Source organism: Bordetella sp. 02P26C-1, from assembly GCF_009763255.1.
GTDB lineage: Bacteria > Pseudomonadota > Gammaproteobacteria > Burkholderiales > Burkholderiaceae_B > Bordetella_A.
The window spans coordinates 201,211-216,474 of the sequence record NZ_WSJB01000032.1 but is presented as its reverse complement, the minus strand read 5'-3'; the positions used below and the strand labels follow the sequence as shown (position 1 = coordinate 216,474).

Genomic DNA, 15,264 nt, shown 5'->3' with positions numbered 1-15,264 from the left:
TATGCCTAAACTTACTGTATTACCTCACCCGGAACTGTGCCCCGAGGGTGCCGTCATCGAGGACGCACCGCAGGGCAAGTCGATCTGCCGTGTCCTGCTCGATCACGACATCGAGATCGAGCACGCGTGCGAGCTGTCCTGCGCCTGCACGACGTGTCACGTTATCGTGCGCGAGGGCTTTTCTTCGTTGGAGGATGCGTCCGATAACGAAGAGGATATGCTGGATAAGGCCTGGGGCCTGAGCTCTACATCGCGGTTATCCTGTCAGGCCATGATTGCGGATAAGGACTTGACCGTCGAGATCCCCAAGTACACGATCAATCACGCGAAAGAGGCACATTGATGAAGTGGGTCGACACATACGAAATCGCGGCGGCGCTGGTGGATGCGCATCCGGACGTGGATCCGAAGACCGTGCGCTTCACGCAGCTGCGTGAATGGGTCATGGCTTTGCCTGATTTTGATGATGAGCCCGGGCGCAGCGGCGAGAAGATTCTGGAAGCCATTCAAATGGCGTGGATCGAAGAGGCCGAATGAGTCGCTTTGGGTCGGCAATGATGGGTTGAAGCCTCTCGCGCAGTTTTCGCGTGGGCCATCAACGAATAACCCCGGGTATCGGATGCGTTCCGAACCGGGGTTTTGTGTTTCTGGCGGTATATGATTCAGGTTCGATTAGCTGAATGATTTGACCCTTATGACTGCGCCTGCTTTGCGATTTGGCCTGGCGGCCAACAGACTTCATCATGAAACGCCGGATGCGGCGCTGTTCACGTGGTTGCGCGCCTCCGGCGCCTCGATCCGCGAGATGGGGATCGAGCTGCATACGGTGGGACGCACCCATGACGCGATTATTCGGGAAGGCATGCTGCAAGGCTATAAAGGCTTGGTCCGGTATCCGTATGGGCGTGAGGGCGGATTGATGAAGCTCGTGGCGCGTGTGACGGAGGGTCGTGACGGACAAGCGCCGTTTGATGGCGCGATCTATCTGATTGACCCCGTGGACCCGTCTTCGATTTTCCCGGAAGCGTTGGCGTTGAAGCGCCAGTGCATCACGCATGGACGGCCGTTTATTTCGACGCTGGCGGGCGCGATTGAATGGATCGAGGTGGAGCGTGTGTTGGCGGGATTGGCACCCGATCCGGCGTTGTCGCGTTACTTCAATTTTGAAGGCCAAACGCTGGCCATGATCGCTCACGATGCGCTCAAAGACGAAATGGTGGCGTTTGCGGACGAGCATTTCGATCTGCTGTCGCAGTATGCGCGACGTGTCGCGACGGGCACGACCGGTGGGCGTTTGAACGAGCTGGCCTGGTCGAAGGGCTGGCCTAAGGATACGCCCTGGGTGACGCGTTATCTGAGCGGGCCGCTTGGCGGCGATGCGCAGATCGCCGAACTGGTGTTGGAATATCAGTGCCAGCGCGTGATCTTCTTCGAGGATCCGCATGTCGCGCGTCAACATGAAGCAGATATTCAATTGCTGGAACGCGCGGTGCGCGTCGTGACCGCGCATGCGACGTGCGCAACGTCGCCCTCGGTGGCGCGCCGGTGGGCCGAGGCGGTGCGTAAGCGTCAAGCGATGAAGTAGGGTTAGGCGGCGAGTATCGTCTAGCGACGGTGCAGCGTCTTGCGATGAGGTGACGTCTTTGCATGCTCGACGCAACGAGCATGCAAAGAACCTGGTCAGATCCTCATTCGACTTTTAGCTTGGCCTGTTTGACCAGATCGCCGAACTGACGGACTTCGCGTTCGATACGCTGTTGCAGCGCTTCGGGCGTGCTGGGATCGGGTTCGATGCCTTGGTTCAGTAGCTGTTGTTGAACAGCGGGATCGTTCACGACCGCGACCATTTCACGATTCAAGCGTTCCACGACCTCGGGCGGGGTGCCAGCGGGCGCGACCAAGCCCATCCAGGTGCCGACATCAAAGCCTTCCAGGCCGCTTTGCTGTAACGTCGGCACGTTGGGTAAAGCCGTGGAGCGTCGAGCCGTGGTGGTGGCCAGCGCGCGCGTTTTGCCGCTCTTGATATGGGGCAGCGCCGATGGGACGGTGTCGAACATCACCTGTACTTGATCCGACAGTAAGCCCGTGACGGCCGGAGCGCTGCCGCTATAGGGAATGTGCGTGAGCTGTGCGCCAGTGCGTTGCTTGAACATTTCCCCGATCAGATGGTGCGCCGTGCCCGGGCCCGCGGAGCCGTAGTTATAGCGGCCAGGATCAATCTTGGTATGCGCGACGAGTTGGTCGATGTCTTCAACGGGCAGTGTGCTGTTGACGACCACGAGGTTCGGGACCATGGCCACGGTGCCGATGGGTGCGAAGCTCTTGTCGATGCGGTAGTTGAGCGTGGGCAGCACGGCCTGCGCGATGGTGTGGTGCGCGGAGGCGGCCAACAATGTGTAGCCATCGGGGTTGGAGCGGGCCACGTTGTCGGCGCCCACCGTGGCAGCCGCGCCGGGCTTGTTCTCGATGACGACGGTTTGGCCGAGGCGTTCGGACAAGCGCGGGCCAATCATGCGAAACAGCACATCGGTCGATCCGCCAGGCGGGAAGGGGACTACGATCTTAATGGGGCGATCGGGAAAGGTGCTGGTCTGTGCAACAGCCGGCGCCGTGACGCAAACGGATGACAAACTAAGGGCGAGAATGCCCAACAACGGCTTCATTGAGGTGTCTCCTCTGGAGGGATGCGTTTTGCAATTCGAATTTTTAGCGCGGCCGCTTAATCCAGGCCGTGATACCGCAAATGAGCGCCAAGATACCGAGTACGCCGGCGATACGCAATAGTCCATTGCCGCTAAGCACCTCGCCGCTACCGGAGATGGCGCTGGTCGCGCCGCCCAGCCAAAGCATCAGGCAGAAGAGAGCGAGAATGATGAAGAGCAGCGCGGCGCTGCTGAGCAAGCTGAACACCAGCCGCCCGCGGCGAGCGGGTACGGCTGGGGCTTGGGGAATGCGTCGCTTAGGTAGAACGACGTAGAGGATGAGACCAATAAAGGCCGCGATGATCAGTATTTTGACGAGCATGGCGGCCGGGCCCTCGGTTAGTCTTCGCGTCGCAGGTGCGGGAAGAGCAGCACATCACGGATCGTGGGGCTGTCGGTCAACAACATGATGAGACGGTCGATGCCGATGCCGCAGCCGCCGGTCGGAGGCATGCCGTACTCGAGCGCGCGGATGTAGTCGGCGTCGTAGTACATGGCTTCTTCGTCGCCGGCGTCCTTGGCTTCGACTTGGGCGCGGAAACGGTCGGCCTGGTCTTCGGGGTCGTTCAGCTCGGAGAAGCCGTTGGCGATTTCACGGCCTGTCATGAACAGCTCGAAACGCTCGGTGATGCCCGGGCGCGTGTCCGAGGCGCGGGCCAGGGGGGACACTTCGACGGGGTAGTCGATGATGTAAGTCGGATTCCACAACAGCGCTTCGGCGGTTTCCTCGAAGAGCGCCAGTTGCAGTGCGCCCAGACCGGCGCGTGAGAGCGTGGGGCCATTCACATCGGCGCCCAGGCGTTTGAGTTCTCCGCGCACGAAGTCGGCGTCGTCCAGTTGCGCCTGGGTGTACTGCGGGGCGTATTTGAGGATCGCTTCGCAGATGGTCAGACGGTCGAACGGCTTGGACAGATCGAGTTCGCGTTCTTGATAGGTGAGCACGGCGCTGCCAGTGGCGGCGATGGCGGCTTCGCGGATCACGCGTTCGGTGAAGTCCATGAGCCAGCGGTAGTCCACGTAGGCCGCGTAGAACTCCATCATCGTGAATTCGGGATTGTGACGCGGGCTCACGCCTTCGTTACGAAAGTTCCGGTTGATCTCGAAGACGCGTTCGAAGCCGCCGACGATCAGGCGCTTCAGATAGAGCTCGGGGGCAATGCGCAGGTACATTTGCATGTCCAGCGCGTTGTGGTGCGTGACGAAAGGCTTGGCCGCCGCGCCGCCCGGGATGGGATGCAGCATCGGCGTTTCGACTTCCAGAAAGCCGGAATCCAACATGACCTGGCGAATGCTGCCGATGGCCTTGCTGCGCGCCTCGAAGGTGCGGCGCGTCGCCTCGGTCATGATGAGATCGACATAGCGCTGGCGATAGCGCAATTCCTGGTCGGCCACGCCGTGGAATTTATCGGGCAGCGGGCGCAGGGATTTGGACAAGAGACGCGCGGCGGTAGCGTGAATCGACAACTCGCCCTTGTTCGTTTTAAAGACCGAGCCTTCGATAGCGATGATGTCGCCGATGTCCCATTGCTTGAAGGCGGCGTAGACGTCTTCACCCAGCGTGCCGCGTTCCAGGTAGATCTGGATGCGGCCGGTGCTGTCTTGCACGGTGGCGAAGCTGGCCTTGCCCATGACGCGCTTGAGCATCATGCGGCCGGCGACCTTGACCTGGATGCCGGCGTCCACCAGGGCCTGTTGCTCCTGGTCGTCGTAGCGGGCGTGCAGGTCGGCGGCGCGTGCGTCGGGCACGAAGTCGTTGGGGTAGGCCACCCCGGCTTCGCGCAGTTTGGCTAGTTTGCCGCGCCGCTCGGCGATCAAGCGGTTTTCATCTTGGGCGGACGGGGCGGCGGGCGTGTGGTCGGTCATGGTGAATCAGTTGTAATTTCGAATGTCGTCGATTTCGGTGTTGCCGAAATCGTCACGGTCTAGGTAGGCCAGGATACGGGCGGCGACGTCAGCGGGCGCGGCCAGTTTGCCAGTGGCGTGGTATTCCTGAAATTTGGCGAGCGCCGGGAAGTTCTCCGGGTCGCTGGCGCGGATCGTTTCCTGCATCCCGGTATCGACGATGCCGGGGGCCAGGGAGACGGTGCGCACGCCACTGTTGCCTTGTTCGAGCTTCAGCACGCGGGTGTACATATCGAGCGCGGCCTTGGTGGCGCAATAGACGCCCCAGCCGGCGTTCGGGTTGCGGCCCGCGCCGGAAGAGATATTTAGCACCCGGCGATCCGCGGCCAGGTCTTGCACCGCCGCGACGAAACGCGCGGTCAGGAGTATGACGGCCGATACGTTTAGCGTGAAGGCGGCGTTGATGGCGGCGCCATCGGTCAGCTTTGCGGCGGAGGCGACAGGTTCGACGGTGCCGGCGTTGTTGATCAGCAGATAGCGTTTCGCATCACGAGGCAGACTGGCGCACACGCGTTCGGCGACTTCGCCTGCGGCTTGCAGATCGGACAGGTCGACCTCGATCTGTTCGAGTTCCACGCCGTGCTGCGCGGCCAGCGATTGCAATTCTGCATCGGGGCGGCGCGCTAAAGTGATAAGGCGCGTGCCTTTGCGCAGCAGGCCGCGAGCCAAGCCCGCGCCCAGGCCGCGTGACGCGCCCGTGAGGACTGCAATGGTATCGGTCATGCGCTGGTCTCCTGATGGGTGGGACGTCCGCGATCGCAGACGCCCAGCTAGATCACACGCCTTGTTTCAGACTGGCCTGAATGAAGGGATCGAGGTCGCCATCCAGCACTTTCTGGGTGTTGGAGATTTCCACGTTGGTACGCAGGTCCTTGATACGGCTCTGGTCGAGCACGTAGGAACGGATCTGGTGGCCCCAACCCACATCGGTTTTGGAGTCTTCGAGTTTCTGCTGTTCGGCCATGCGGTTACGCATTTCCAGCTCGTAGAGCTTGGATTTGAGCATCTGCATGGCTTCGGCGCGGTTACGGTGCTGCGAACGGTCGTTCTGGCACTGCACCACGATACCGGTCGGCATGTGCGTCAAGCGCACGGCCGAGTCGGTCTTGTTAATGTGCTGGCCGCCCGCGCCGCTGGCACGGTAGGTATCCACGCGCAGATCAGCCGGGTTGACCTCGACTTCGAACGAGTCGTCGACCTCGGGGTAGACAAACACGCTGGCAAACGAGGTGTGACGGCCACCGGACGAATCGAACGGGCTCTTGCGCACGAGGCGGTGCACGCCGGTTTCGGTGCGCAGGAAACCAAAGGCGTATTCGCCTTCGATCTTGATCGTGGCCGATTTGATGCCGGCGACTTCGCCCTCGGATTCTTCGAGGACTTCGGCCTTGAAGCCTTTGCGTTCGGCGTATTTCAGATACTGACGCAGCAGCATCGAGGCCCAGTCCTGGGCTTCGGTGCCGCCGGCGCCGGCCTGAATATCCAGGAAGCAGTTCAGCGGATCGGCGGGATTCGAGAACATGCGGCGGAATTCGAGACCCTCGAGCTTTTCCTGGAATCCGTCGGCGTCCTTTTCGATGGACTGCAACGTGGCGTCGTCATCGTCAGCCGCGGCGAGCTCGAAAAGCTCCAGCGCGTCAGCGACGCCGCTGTGCAAGGCGCTCAGCGTTTCGACGACGTCTTCGAGGGATTTTTTCTCACGGCCCAGATCCTGGGCGTGCTTGGGATCGTTCCAGACGGCGGGGTCTTCGAGTTCTGCGTTGACGACCTGCAGGCGTTCGGCCTTCAGATCGTAGTCAAAGATACCCCCGTAGCGCCAACTCGCGCTCGGCGTAGTCGGCGAGGCGGGCGGCGAGCTGGTTCTGACGTTCGGCTTCCATGGTGCTTCCTGATAGCGATTAGTGCGAAACCCCGCATTTTACCGTGGTTTACTCGGCATGCTCGACGACGAGTTGGGCGGAGACCATGCCGTTCCAGACGTTGGGTTCCAGGCGGTAGGCGACATTGACGCGTTCGGGTACGGACTGATCGTGGCCGAACCAAATGGCGTCGAAACGTTGGTGGCCGCGTTCGAGCGAGAGCTTCAGGTGTTTTTCGCCGACGAGCCGCTGATTACGAACGGTGAACTCGTCCAGGAACAACGGCGCCGCAAAGCCCGCGCCCCAGACTTGCTGTTGCAGCAATGTGGCGACCTCGGCATTGGCATAGCCTGTTTCGAGCGAACCGTCGGTTTCCAGTAGCGGCTCGAACTGGCTACGGCCCGTCAGCTCCTGCACGGCCGCATCGAAGGCGGGGGCGAAGGTCGGGAAATCCTGGCGTCCGAGGGTGAGGCCGGCCGCCATGGCGTGGCCGCCGAATTTGCGGATCAGGCCAGGGTGGCGCTTGGAGACCAGATCCAGCACGTCCCGCAAATGCACGTCGGGGATGGAACGGCCCGAGCCACGGATTTCGTCGTCGTCGGCGGGGGCGAAGGCGAGCGTCGGGCGCCAGAATTTTTCTTTCAGGCGTGAGGCGACGAGGCCCACCACGCCCTGGTGCCAGCCGGGGTCGAAGACGCAGACGGATGCGCCCGGGGCGGCGCCCGCGCTTTCCATGGCGGCCAGGGCCTGTTCCCGCATTTCGGCTTCAATGCCGCGGCGTTCGCGGTTGATCTGGTCGAGCTGGCGGGCCATGTCCAGGGCCTCGGCTTCGTCGTCGGTGGTCAGACAGGCGATGCCCAGGCTCATGTCCGCCAGACGCCCGGCGGCGTTGATGCGCGGGCCCAGCGCGAAGCCCAGGTCGAAGCCGCTGGCGTTGCGCGGTTCGCGGCTGGCCACGGCGAATAGCGCGCGTATGCCTGGCTGCATGCGGCCGGCGCGCATGCGCTGCAAGCCTTGCGTGACGAGCAGCCGGTTGTTGTTGTCCAGTTTGACGACGTCGGCCACGGTACCCAGGGCGACCAGATCAGATAGCGCGTCCAGGCGAGGTCCGCCATCCGGCGGATACACGCCACGGCGACGCAGTTCCGCGCGCACCGCGAGCATGACGTAGAAAATCACGCCCACGCCGGCGAGGTTCTTGGAGGGAAAACCGCAGCCGGGCTGATTCGGATTGACCAGTGCGAGTGCATCGGGGAGCCGGTCGCCGGGTAAGTGGTGATCCGTGACCACGACGCCGATGCCTGCTGCGTTGGCGGCGGCGACGCCGTCGACGCTGGCGATACCGTTGTCGACGGTGATGATGAGATCGGGCTTGCCGTTACGATGGGCGCAAGCGAGATCGACCACGGCCGGCGACAAGCCGTACCCAGTCTCGAAACGGTTGGGTACGAGAAAGTCGACATTGGCGCCAAAGGCACGCAACGCCCGCAGGCCGACCGCGCAGGCGGTTGCGCCGTCGCAATCGTAGTCCGCGACGATGAGCAGCTTTTTACCCGCTCCGATGGCGTCGGCCAGGATACGCGCGGCATGATCCACATGGGTCAAACCGCTGGGCGGAATGAGCGCGGGCCAAGCCAGGCGCGTCTGGTCAGGATGCGAGACGCCGCGCGCGGCCCACAGTCGGGCCAGCAGCGGGTGGATGCCGGCGGCTTCCAGCGCGAGACGCGCTTCGTGATTGGTCGAGCGGACAGTTAAACGGGGCGAGACCACCAGGTATTCCAATTCTTTTTAGGCGCAGGCAGCCAGGCGAGCAGGCGACTGCGCGGTTGCAAGGTGAGCGTGACGCGCCGGTCGGCGCCAAGCAGAATAAGCTGCTTGGGCTGTCCGGTGATTTCGGCGCGCAGACGTTGGTCCAGGGCGCCGAGCGCATCCAGCCAACTGGCCCAATCTTCGTCGCGATGGGCGGCGGCGAGCTCGGTGTACAGGTGCATGGCGGCGTCGGACGTGGCGGCAGGCCAGGCAGCGGCGCCGCCATAGAGCCAGAGAGTGTTGACCGGCGGTGCGCCACGTAGTGCGCGTGCCTCATTGACGGGATGCTCGTACCACGCCATCTGGATCTCATTGACCAGCCGGCGCCACGGGCGCGTGTCGGCGTCCTGGCTCCACCAGTCACGCAGGGGCTGGCCGGCCACGGCAGCCGGGCTGGCGCTGGCAGGATGCAGGTCCGCGGGCAGAATCAGGCGCCAGCGTTGTGGCGCGATTGGGGTCGCGGTGAACCCGGCCGCCTCGAAACTCGGCAGTGCCGCGGCAAAGAGCGCATCCGATTCCTCGGCGCGTACGTCCATATGGTCCGGGTGGAGCAGGGCGGCCTGATCCGTACCTAGCGAAAGGTGGGCAAGCTCGGCCAACCAGACTGGTTGCGCATCCGTGACACTCGTACCGGCCCGTAACGGGCCGAGGCCGGCGCCTGGTGGCATTCCAGGCTGGGGTCGAAAGCCTGCTTGTTCCAGTTGCCAAGCTTCGAACGGCGTGCAGCCCAGGGCGCGCAGGTCGAAATTTTCGGCTTGCGCCGTGGCGGCCTGGAACCAGCTCAGCAACACTGGCGCGCGCTCGGGTAGCAGTCGACCCAGCTCGCCGGCGACCGACAAAGGGGGGAGTGCCCCCGGAATCACAATTTGCATGCTGGAATTGTAGTCGCTACGGCGCGTCCAGGTGCAGGCCAGCAAACTGGGTCGCGTTACATGGCTAAATGGGCTGGTACGTCCGGTGACCATCATCGTCACGGCGCCGGGAACTGTCCCGCTCGGTTTAGTTCAAAATGGCGTCTTTCGTTAATGCCATAATGCACGCGTGCTGAAAATACCCTACGAACTTTGGATCGGCGCCCGCTATGCGGGCATGGCCAGACTCCGCAAAAGACGCGGCCGTCGCGACGGCTTCATCTCCTTTATTTCCGCCAGTTCCATGGTGGGTATCGCGCTGGGCGTGGCGGCCCTGATCGTGGTGCTGTCCGTGATGAACGGATTTCAGAAAGAGGTGCGCGACCGCATGCTGTCGGTGTTGCCGCATATCGAACTGTATATCCCGGGCGCGTCGCCGGAACGCGTGCTCGAGCAGTGGCAGCAGTTCGCCGATGTGGCAGAGCGTAATCCCGAGGTCGCGGGCGCGGCGCCCTTTGTCGGGGCGCAAGGTATGGTGGTGCGCGGACAGACGTTGCGCGGTGCGCAGATTCGAGGCATTGATCCCGAGCGCGAGGGCGAGGTGTCGGATCTGCCGCAGCAGATGGTCAGCGGCAAGCTGTCCGATCTGAAGCCAGGGGGCTTTGGCGCGGTATTGGGCAGTGACCTGGCCAATATGATGGGCGTCAGAGAAGGCGACACGCTGATGTTGATGGCCCCGCAAGGTTCGATCAACCCGGCCGGCTTTACGCCCCGGATGCGACAGTTCACGGTGGTCGGGATTTTCTCGTCCGGTCACTATGAATATGACTCGACGCTGGTGTTTGTCGACGATCAGGACGCCGCGAAGATGTTCCGCGACAGCGGTACGGGCGGCGTGCGGCTGCGTATCCATGACATGCAGCGCGCGCCGCAGGTGGCGCTGGAGCTGAGCAAGACGCTGCCGCCGTATGTGATGGCCAGCGACTGGTCGCGCAACAATCGCACCTGGTTTGCCGCCGTGCAAACCGAGAAGCGCATGATGTTTTTGATCCTCGCGATTATCGTGGCGGTGGCGGCGTTTAATCTATTGTCTTCGCTGGTCATGGTGGTCAAGGACAAGCAGTCGGATATCGCCATCCTGCGTACCCTGGGTGCCGGGCCCGGCGTGATTGCCCGTGTTTTTCTGGTGCAGGGCATGTTGATCGGTGTGGTGGGGACGATAGTTGGCGTATTGGCTGGCATGTTGATCGCCCATAACGTGGACGTCATCGTGCCGTTTATCGAAGGGCTGCTGGGCGTGCATTTCCTGCCACGCGAGATCTATTTCATTAGTGCGTTGCCATCCGATCCGCAATCGCAAGACATTATGGTGATTGCCGTGACCTCGCTGATTTTGTCCTTGCTGGCAACCTTGTACCCGAGCTGGCGCGCTTCGCGCCTGCAACCCGCACAGGTGTTGCGCCATGATTGATCGCGATATGACGACGCCCGCGCTGCAAGCGCTGAACCTGACCAAGGTCTATGACGAAGGCCCCGCGCGGATTCAGGTTCTGAATGATGTGAGCGTCACGGTTGAACGTGGCGAGATGGTGGCGATCGTTGGGGCCTCGGGCTCCGGAAAAAGCACGCTGTTGCATATCCTCGGCTTGCTGGATGTGCCTAGTACGGGTCAGGTGACGATCGACGGCGTCTCGACGACTGGCTTGTCGGAAAGTCAGAAAAGCGCCTTGCGGAATCGCAGTCTGGGATTCGTGTACCAGTTCCATCATCTGCTGTCGGAGTTTTCCGCGCTGGATAACGTGGCGATGCCGCTGATCGTGCGGCGCGAGAATCGCGACAAGGCGCGTGAAGCGGCGCGCGAGGTTCTGGCGATGGTCGGCTTGGCGGCGCGCGAAGGCCATTTCCCGGGGCAGCTGTCTGGGGGTGAGCGTCAGCGTGTGGCCTTGGCACGGGCGTTGGTCACGCGGCCCGCGTGCGTCCTGGCGGACGAGCCCACGGGGAATCTGGATCGCGGCACCGCGCATAAGATGTTTGAACTGCTCACCCAGGTCAACCGCGAATCGGGAACAGCGTTTGCTATCGTCACCCATGATAACGAGTTGGCCGCGCGTGCCGACCGGCAGTTGCTGATGGACGGCGGCCACCTCGTTTCCGGTTAAAACGGAACACGGGAGGTCGCCATGCTGGTCGATACGCACTGTCATCTCGATGCCTCGGAATTCGATGCCGATCGTGAGCAGGTGGCGAATGCCGCCTGGTCAGCCGGGGTGAAGCGCATCGTGATTCCGGCCGTGGAAGTGGCGAATTTTTCGACGGTCTGCGATCTGGCGCACGGTATCCAGGGTGGCGCCTATGCGTTGGGCATTCATCCCTTATTCGTTGCGCGCGCACGCGATGAAGACCTCGAATTCCTGCGGCAGAGCGTGATTTCCGCGATGGACGATCCGCTGTTCGTCGCGATTGGCGAGATCGGGTTGGATTTCTTTGTGCCCGAGATTTCGAGTGGCCAAGCGCGCGAACGGCAGGAATATTTTTACGACATGCAGCTTGCGCTGGCGGCGGAATTCGATTTGCCGGTGCTGGTGCATGTGCGTCGTTCGCAAGATATTGTGCTGAAGTATCTGCGTCGTCGCACCGGCGTGCGTTGTGGCATCGCGCATGCGTTTAACGGCAGCGCGCAACAGGCGCAGGGGTTTGTCGAACGCGGTTTTGCGTTGGGGCTGGGCGGAGCGATGACGTTCGAGCGCGCGCTGCAGATTCGGCGTCATGCCGTGGATATTGGACTGGAGCACTTGGTCTTGGAGACCGATGCGCCGGATATTCCGCCCGCGTGGCTACATGCGCCGAATCGGCGCAATTCACCGGATCAGTTGCCCCGTATTGCAGACGTGCTTGCCGAGCTGCGCGGGGTGGATGTGCAGGAGGTTGTTCGAGCGACGACGAGCACCGCGTATCGCGTCATTCCTCGATTGGCTGCGGCGGGTCAGCATTAAGTTGAAATCTTCGTTTGCAGTCTAAGTTCGCCGAAGTTTTATGCGTTGGACGCGGGCCGCACAGACCTTGCGAGCCTATTCGCATTAGGGTGTTGCACTGTCCCTCTCACGATTCCGCTTGAAACAATTTCAAAGGGACAAAAACGTTCACTGCGTCAGTATTTCTACCGTAATCACCGTTACGCTGCGGCTATCAACCGATAGAGTCAGGGTGGCCAGATATGAGACGCATCACTTGGAACGCACCTTTCAGCCGCAGGCGGTCGCTGGTTTTCTATACCGTCGTCATCATCTGCGTCGCATTGATGAACTGGCTGTTGTACGAAGCTATCGTCGCGATCCGCTACGACGATCCAATAGATATCGGCGACCGTACGTGTCGGTTTCCACGCGGTTTTGATGCCAAGTGGGTGGTTGAACCCACGACATTAAGTCTCACTGTTCCGGATCTGTTGCCGGCCGCCGAGCATGGGTCGCAAGACGCGACGAACGTCAGGGTATTTCACGCCGGGAATCCGGAATCGATGCGCTCGCGCGTGATGGCAACGCGCTTGTCCAGAGCGGCGCAAACCGCCACTGCGACGCGGATGGTGGGGACAACGAGCGAAGGGTTCGCTATCTATGTCTGCGAACTACAGCGCCACCCTTTGCGCGTGGATCGCAGTTATGTGAAACGTGATGCCAACGGACTATCCGTTTTGATTGACGACCCGGATATCAATTCGGAACGATTGCGCGTGTTGCGACAGGTCAGTGCCGAATTGGAAGTGGACTACGAGATGCCACGTAGCCTGCTCGCGCAATTCGCACAGACCGATGCCAGAGTGATGAAACTGATGAATCGGCACTGTTCAGCGCGGAGGCGGTGAAGGCGCGTGGCTCGCGCATTGCGGTAATTACTCATGGATGTTTTCGTTCACTCGGGGTGTTGGCGCGCGAGCGGTTTCTATATCTTGTCGATAGAGCGGTTTGGGCGGCAGACCGCATAGGCATGAGGGTGAACGGCGTGTTTTGGAAAAATTTTAAGGCAGAGCTGGTGAAACAGTTCGCGCCAGACGATGGGCTGCCGCGGATCACCTTGCGGCAAGCTGCACCGTTGCTGATCGGCGCGCTTGTCTTCATGCTGGTCGGTTATGCGTTGTTTTTTGCATCATGGCTGATGGAATATCCGCCCAATGACAGTGCGTGGATCGCCGAGTGGACCGAGCGGATTGATGCGCTGCGAATGGTGGATCGTGTCGCGGTCATGACGGGTTTGGAGCCGATGCCGATGAAGGTGGTGGTGCTTTACCTGTTTCCTGGGGCCATCCTGCTTACCGCGTGGGGGATGTTGTGGTCTGTGCGGCCAAGTATCCTTAAGACAGTGCTGCTTCGAGCCGAACTGAAGAAGATTCCCATGTGGAAGTCGATTTTGGTTGCGCTGTTTATCCCCCTTTTCGCTCTACTTGCCTATGACGTAATCAACCATGATTACGTTGGGCCGACGCTGTCCAGGCGGACGGTGCTTCTGTACGCCAGCACTTTTGCGTCTGCTACTCAGATTCTCGTTTTCACGGCCGTACCAGCGCTCTATCTGGCTGCTTTGATACCGGTGTGCGTCCGTATTCTGTCGACTTCACTTCAGCTGGTCCGAAGGCGAGGACAACCGAAATGACTGAAATGCGAGGAACAACCGCGATTGTATTTTTGAGTGTAGTTAGCGCTAGCCCTTTAGGTTAGCGCGGAGCGCTAACGGTGCTTTGGTAGGTCTGAAACCGCCATTGCCCGGCATTGCGCTCCGCGCCACTCTTCCATTCCGTTAAGTCAGCGCAATCAGCGATTGACCACCTTAGCCGGGATCAACAGAATCATCATGGCGCCGGCCAATAACACCGCCGCCGAGACATACATGGCGATGGTGGAACTTTGGGTCAGATCGCGCAGCCATCCAATGAAGTATGGGCTGACGAAGCCGGCGAGGCCGGCGAAGGCGTTGATGGCCGCTACGCCCGCAGCGGCGGCGCTGCCCACCAGAAAGGCCGACGGCAGTGCCCAGAATAGCGGGCCCGGGGTGATCACCCCGGCTGCGGCGAGCGAGAGTCCCACCAGTGCGAGCGGGATGTTGTTTCCAGCAATCGCCACGACCATATATCCGGTCGCTCCCATTAGCATGGGAATGATGAGGTGCCAGCGCCGCTCGCCGGTGCGATCGGAGCTGCGGCCGAATCCCAGCATAGCGATAATCGCGAAAATATACGGCACTGCGGAGAGCAGCCCGATATTGACCACGCCCGTCACGCCCGACGCTTTGATCAATGTTGGCATCCAGAACGTCAGGCCGTACTGCCCCATGATGACGCAGAAATAGATCAACGACAGCAGCAGCATGCGCGGGTCCCGGAAAACATGCCCGACCGAAGTCAGCATCCGCGCATGCGGATTCGTTGGGGGCTCGAGTTCCCTCGCGATATAGGCTTTTTCAGATGCGGTGAGCCATTTGGCCTTATCCGGCGTGCTGTCCAGCACAAAAAACGTGGCCACGCCCAGCGCGATTGACGGCAAGGCTTCTAGAAAGAACATCCATTGCCAACCGGAATAGCCGTGGAATTTGTCGAACTCGGCGATAATCCACCCGGATATCGGCCCGCCCAGTATGCCGGCCACAGGGATCGCCACCATGAATAGCGCAATGATTTGCGACCGTCTTCTCGATGGGTACCAGGACATGAGGTAATAGATAACGCCTGGATAGAAACCGGCCTCGGCGGCACCGAGTAAGAAGCGAAGCACATAATATTGTGTGGGAGTGGTCACCCACACGAATGCGGCCGAGATAACCCCCCAGGTGAGCATGATGCGAGCAATCCAGACGCGCGCGCCGACTTTACGCAGCGCCAGGTTGCTCGGCACCTCGAGCAAGAAGTACCCGATAAAGAAGATTCCGGCGCCCAGGCCATAGACCGTTTCGCTGAATCCCAGCTCGTCCAGCATCTGCAGTTTGGCAAAGCCGACGTTTACCCGGTCAATATAGGCCGCTACATAGCAAAACATCAAAAATGGAATCAGGCGCCAGGTGATTTTCCTGAACAGGCGTTTTTCCTCATCCACCGGCAGCGCCACTGGCGCTGAAAGTACAGCATCATTCATCGTTCTCCCCTTGAATTTCTGA

The 15,264-nt window shown here is 61.1% G+C and carries 16 protein-coding genes; 8 read left to right on the top strand and 8 right to left on the bottom strand.

What is annotated here, in order from left to right:
• The first annotated feature begins 1 nt into the window (after position 1).
• The 3 genes from fdx (at position 2) to GOQ28_RS17400 (ending at position 1,585) form a co-directional block, all read left to right on the top strand.
• The gene (fdx, locus tag GOQ28_RS17410) at positions 2–343 is read left to right on the top strand and encodes an ISC system 2Fe-2S type ferredoxin (protein WP_160349607.1); all 342 of its coding nucleotides are present in this window, start codon (positions 2–4) and stop codon (positions 341–343) included.
• Positions 343–537 carry a Fe-S cluster assembly protein IscX gene (gene iscX / locus GOQ28_RS17405; RefSeq protein WP_160349606.1) on the top strand — a complete coding sequence of 65 codons (195 nt, stop codon included), beginning with the start codon at positions 343–345 and terminating at the stop codon, positions 535–537. The genes fdx and iscX overlap by 1 nt, the downstream gene beginning before the upstream one ends.
• Before the next feature lie 157 nt (positions 538–694).
• Positions 695–1,585, top strand: coding sequence for a methylglyoxal synthase (locus GOQ28_RS17400; protein WP_160349605.1), 891 nt, complete (start codon positions 695–697; stop codon positions 1,583–1,585).
• A 103-nt stretch (positions 1,586–1,688) separates the two neighbouring features.
• Here the strand turns inward: GOQ28_RS17400 and GOQ28_RS17395 are convergent, their stop codons facing one another.
• The 7 genes from GOQ28_RS17395 to GOQ28_RS17365 form a co-directional block, all read right to left on the bottom strand.
• A complete protein-coding gene (locus GOQ28_RS17395; protein WP_160357342.1) occupies positions 1,689–2,663 on the bottom strand; it encodes a Bug family tripartite tricarboxylate transporter substrate binding protein in 975 nt (324 codons plus the stop codon).
• Between the two features lie 43 nt (positions 2,664–2,706).
• Positions 2,707–3,024 (bottom strand): hypothetical protein, encoded by a 318-nt coding sequence (locus GOQ28_RS17390; protein ID WP_160349603.1) that lies wholly within the window; start codon positions 3,022–3,024, stop codon positions 2,707–2,709.
• Between the two features lie 17 nt (positions 3,025–3,041).
• Positions 3,042–4,565 carry a lysine--tRNA ligase gene (lysS, locus tag GOQ28_RS17385; RefSeq protein ID WP_160349602.1) on the bottom strand — a complete coding sequence of 508 codons (1,524 nt, stop codon included), beginning with the start codon at positions 4,563–4,565 and terminating at the stop codon, positions 3,042–3,044.
• 6 nt (positions 4,566–4,571) lie between these two features.
• Entirely contained in the window at positions 4,572–5,327 is a 756-nt protein-coding gene (locus tag GOQ28_RS17380; protein WP_160357341.1) for an SDR family oxidoreductase, read from the bottom strand.
• Positions 5,328–5,379: 52 nt separating this feature from the next.
• Positions 5,380–6,484 (bottom strand): peptide chain release factor 2 gene (gene prfB / locus GOQ28_RS17375; RefSeq protein WP_160349600.1). Its coding sequence is split into 2 segments (ribosomal slippage): positions 5,380–6,402 and positions 6,404–6,484, totalling 1,104 coding nucleotides; the frame shifts between segments, so codons are not numbered across the junction.
• Positions 6,485–6,532: 48 nt separating this feature from the next.
• Positions 6,533–8,233: a single-stranded-DNA-specific exonuclease RecJ gene (gene recJ / locus GOQ28_RS17370; protein ID WP_160357340.1), complete on the bottom strand. Its 1,701-nt coding sequence runs from the start codon at positions 8,231–8,233 to the stop codon at positions 6,533–6,535.
• A complete protein-coding gene (locus GOQ28_RS17365; protein WP_202109769.1) occupies positions 8,215–9,186 on the bottom strand; it encodes a hypothetical protein in 972 nt (323 codons plus the stop codon). Before GOQ28_RS17365 ends, recJ begins: the two co-directional genes overlap by 19 nt.
• 175 nt (positions 9,187–9,361) lie before the next feature.
• Here GOQ28_RS17365 and GOQ28_RS17360 point away from each other — a divergent pair, with 175 nt between their 5' ends.
• The 5 genes from GOQ28_RS17360 (at position 9,362) to GOQ28_RS17340 (ending at position 13,770) form a co-directional block, all read left to right on the top strand.
• Complete coding sequence (locus GOQ28_RS17360; protein WP_236844400.1) at positions 9,362–10,594, top strand: lipoprotein-releasing ABC transporter permease subunit; 1,233 nt, start codon at positions 9,362–9,364, stop codon at positions 10,592–10,594.
• Complete coding sequence (locus GOQ28_RS17355) at positions 10,587–11,282, top strand: ABC transporter ATP-binding protein (RefSeq protein ID WP_160357337.1); 696 nt, start codon at positions 10,587–10,589, stop codon at positions 11,280–11,282. The genes GOQ28_RS17360 and GOQ28_RS17355 overlap by 8 nt, the downstream gene beginning before the upstream one ends.
• Before the next feature lie 21 nt (positions 11,283–11,303).
• Positions 11,304–12,116 (top strand): TatD family hydrolase, encoded by an 813-nt coding sequence (locus GOQ28_RS17350; protein WP_160357336.1) that lies wholly within the window; start codon positions 11,304–11,306, stop codon positions 12,114–12,116.
• Between the two features lie 221 nt (positions 12,117–12,337).
• Positions 12,338–12,985, top strand: a complete 648-nt coding sequence (locus GOQ28_RS17345; RefSeq protein WP_160357335.1) for a hypothetical protein — start codon at positions 12,338–12,340, stop codon at positions 12,983–12,985.
• Between the two features lie 128 nt (positions 12,986–13,113).
• A complete protein-coding gene (locus GOQ28_RS17340) occupies positions 13,114–13,770 on the top strand; it encodes a hypothetical protein (RefSeq protein ID WP_160357334.1) in 657 nt (218 codons plus the stop codon).
• Positions 13,771–13,928: 158 nt separating this feature from the next.
• Here GOQ28_RS17340 and GOQ28_RS17335 read toward each other — a convergent pair whose 3' ends face one another.
• The gene (locus GOQ28_RS17335; RefSeq protein WP_160349592.1) at positions 13,929–15,242 is read right to left on the bottom strand and encodes an MFS transporter; all 1,314 of its coding nucleotides are present in this window, start codon (positions 15,240–15,242) and stop codon (positions 13,929–13,931) included.
• Positions 15,243–15,264 lie beyond the last annotated feature (22 nt).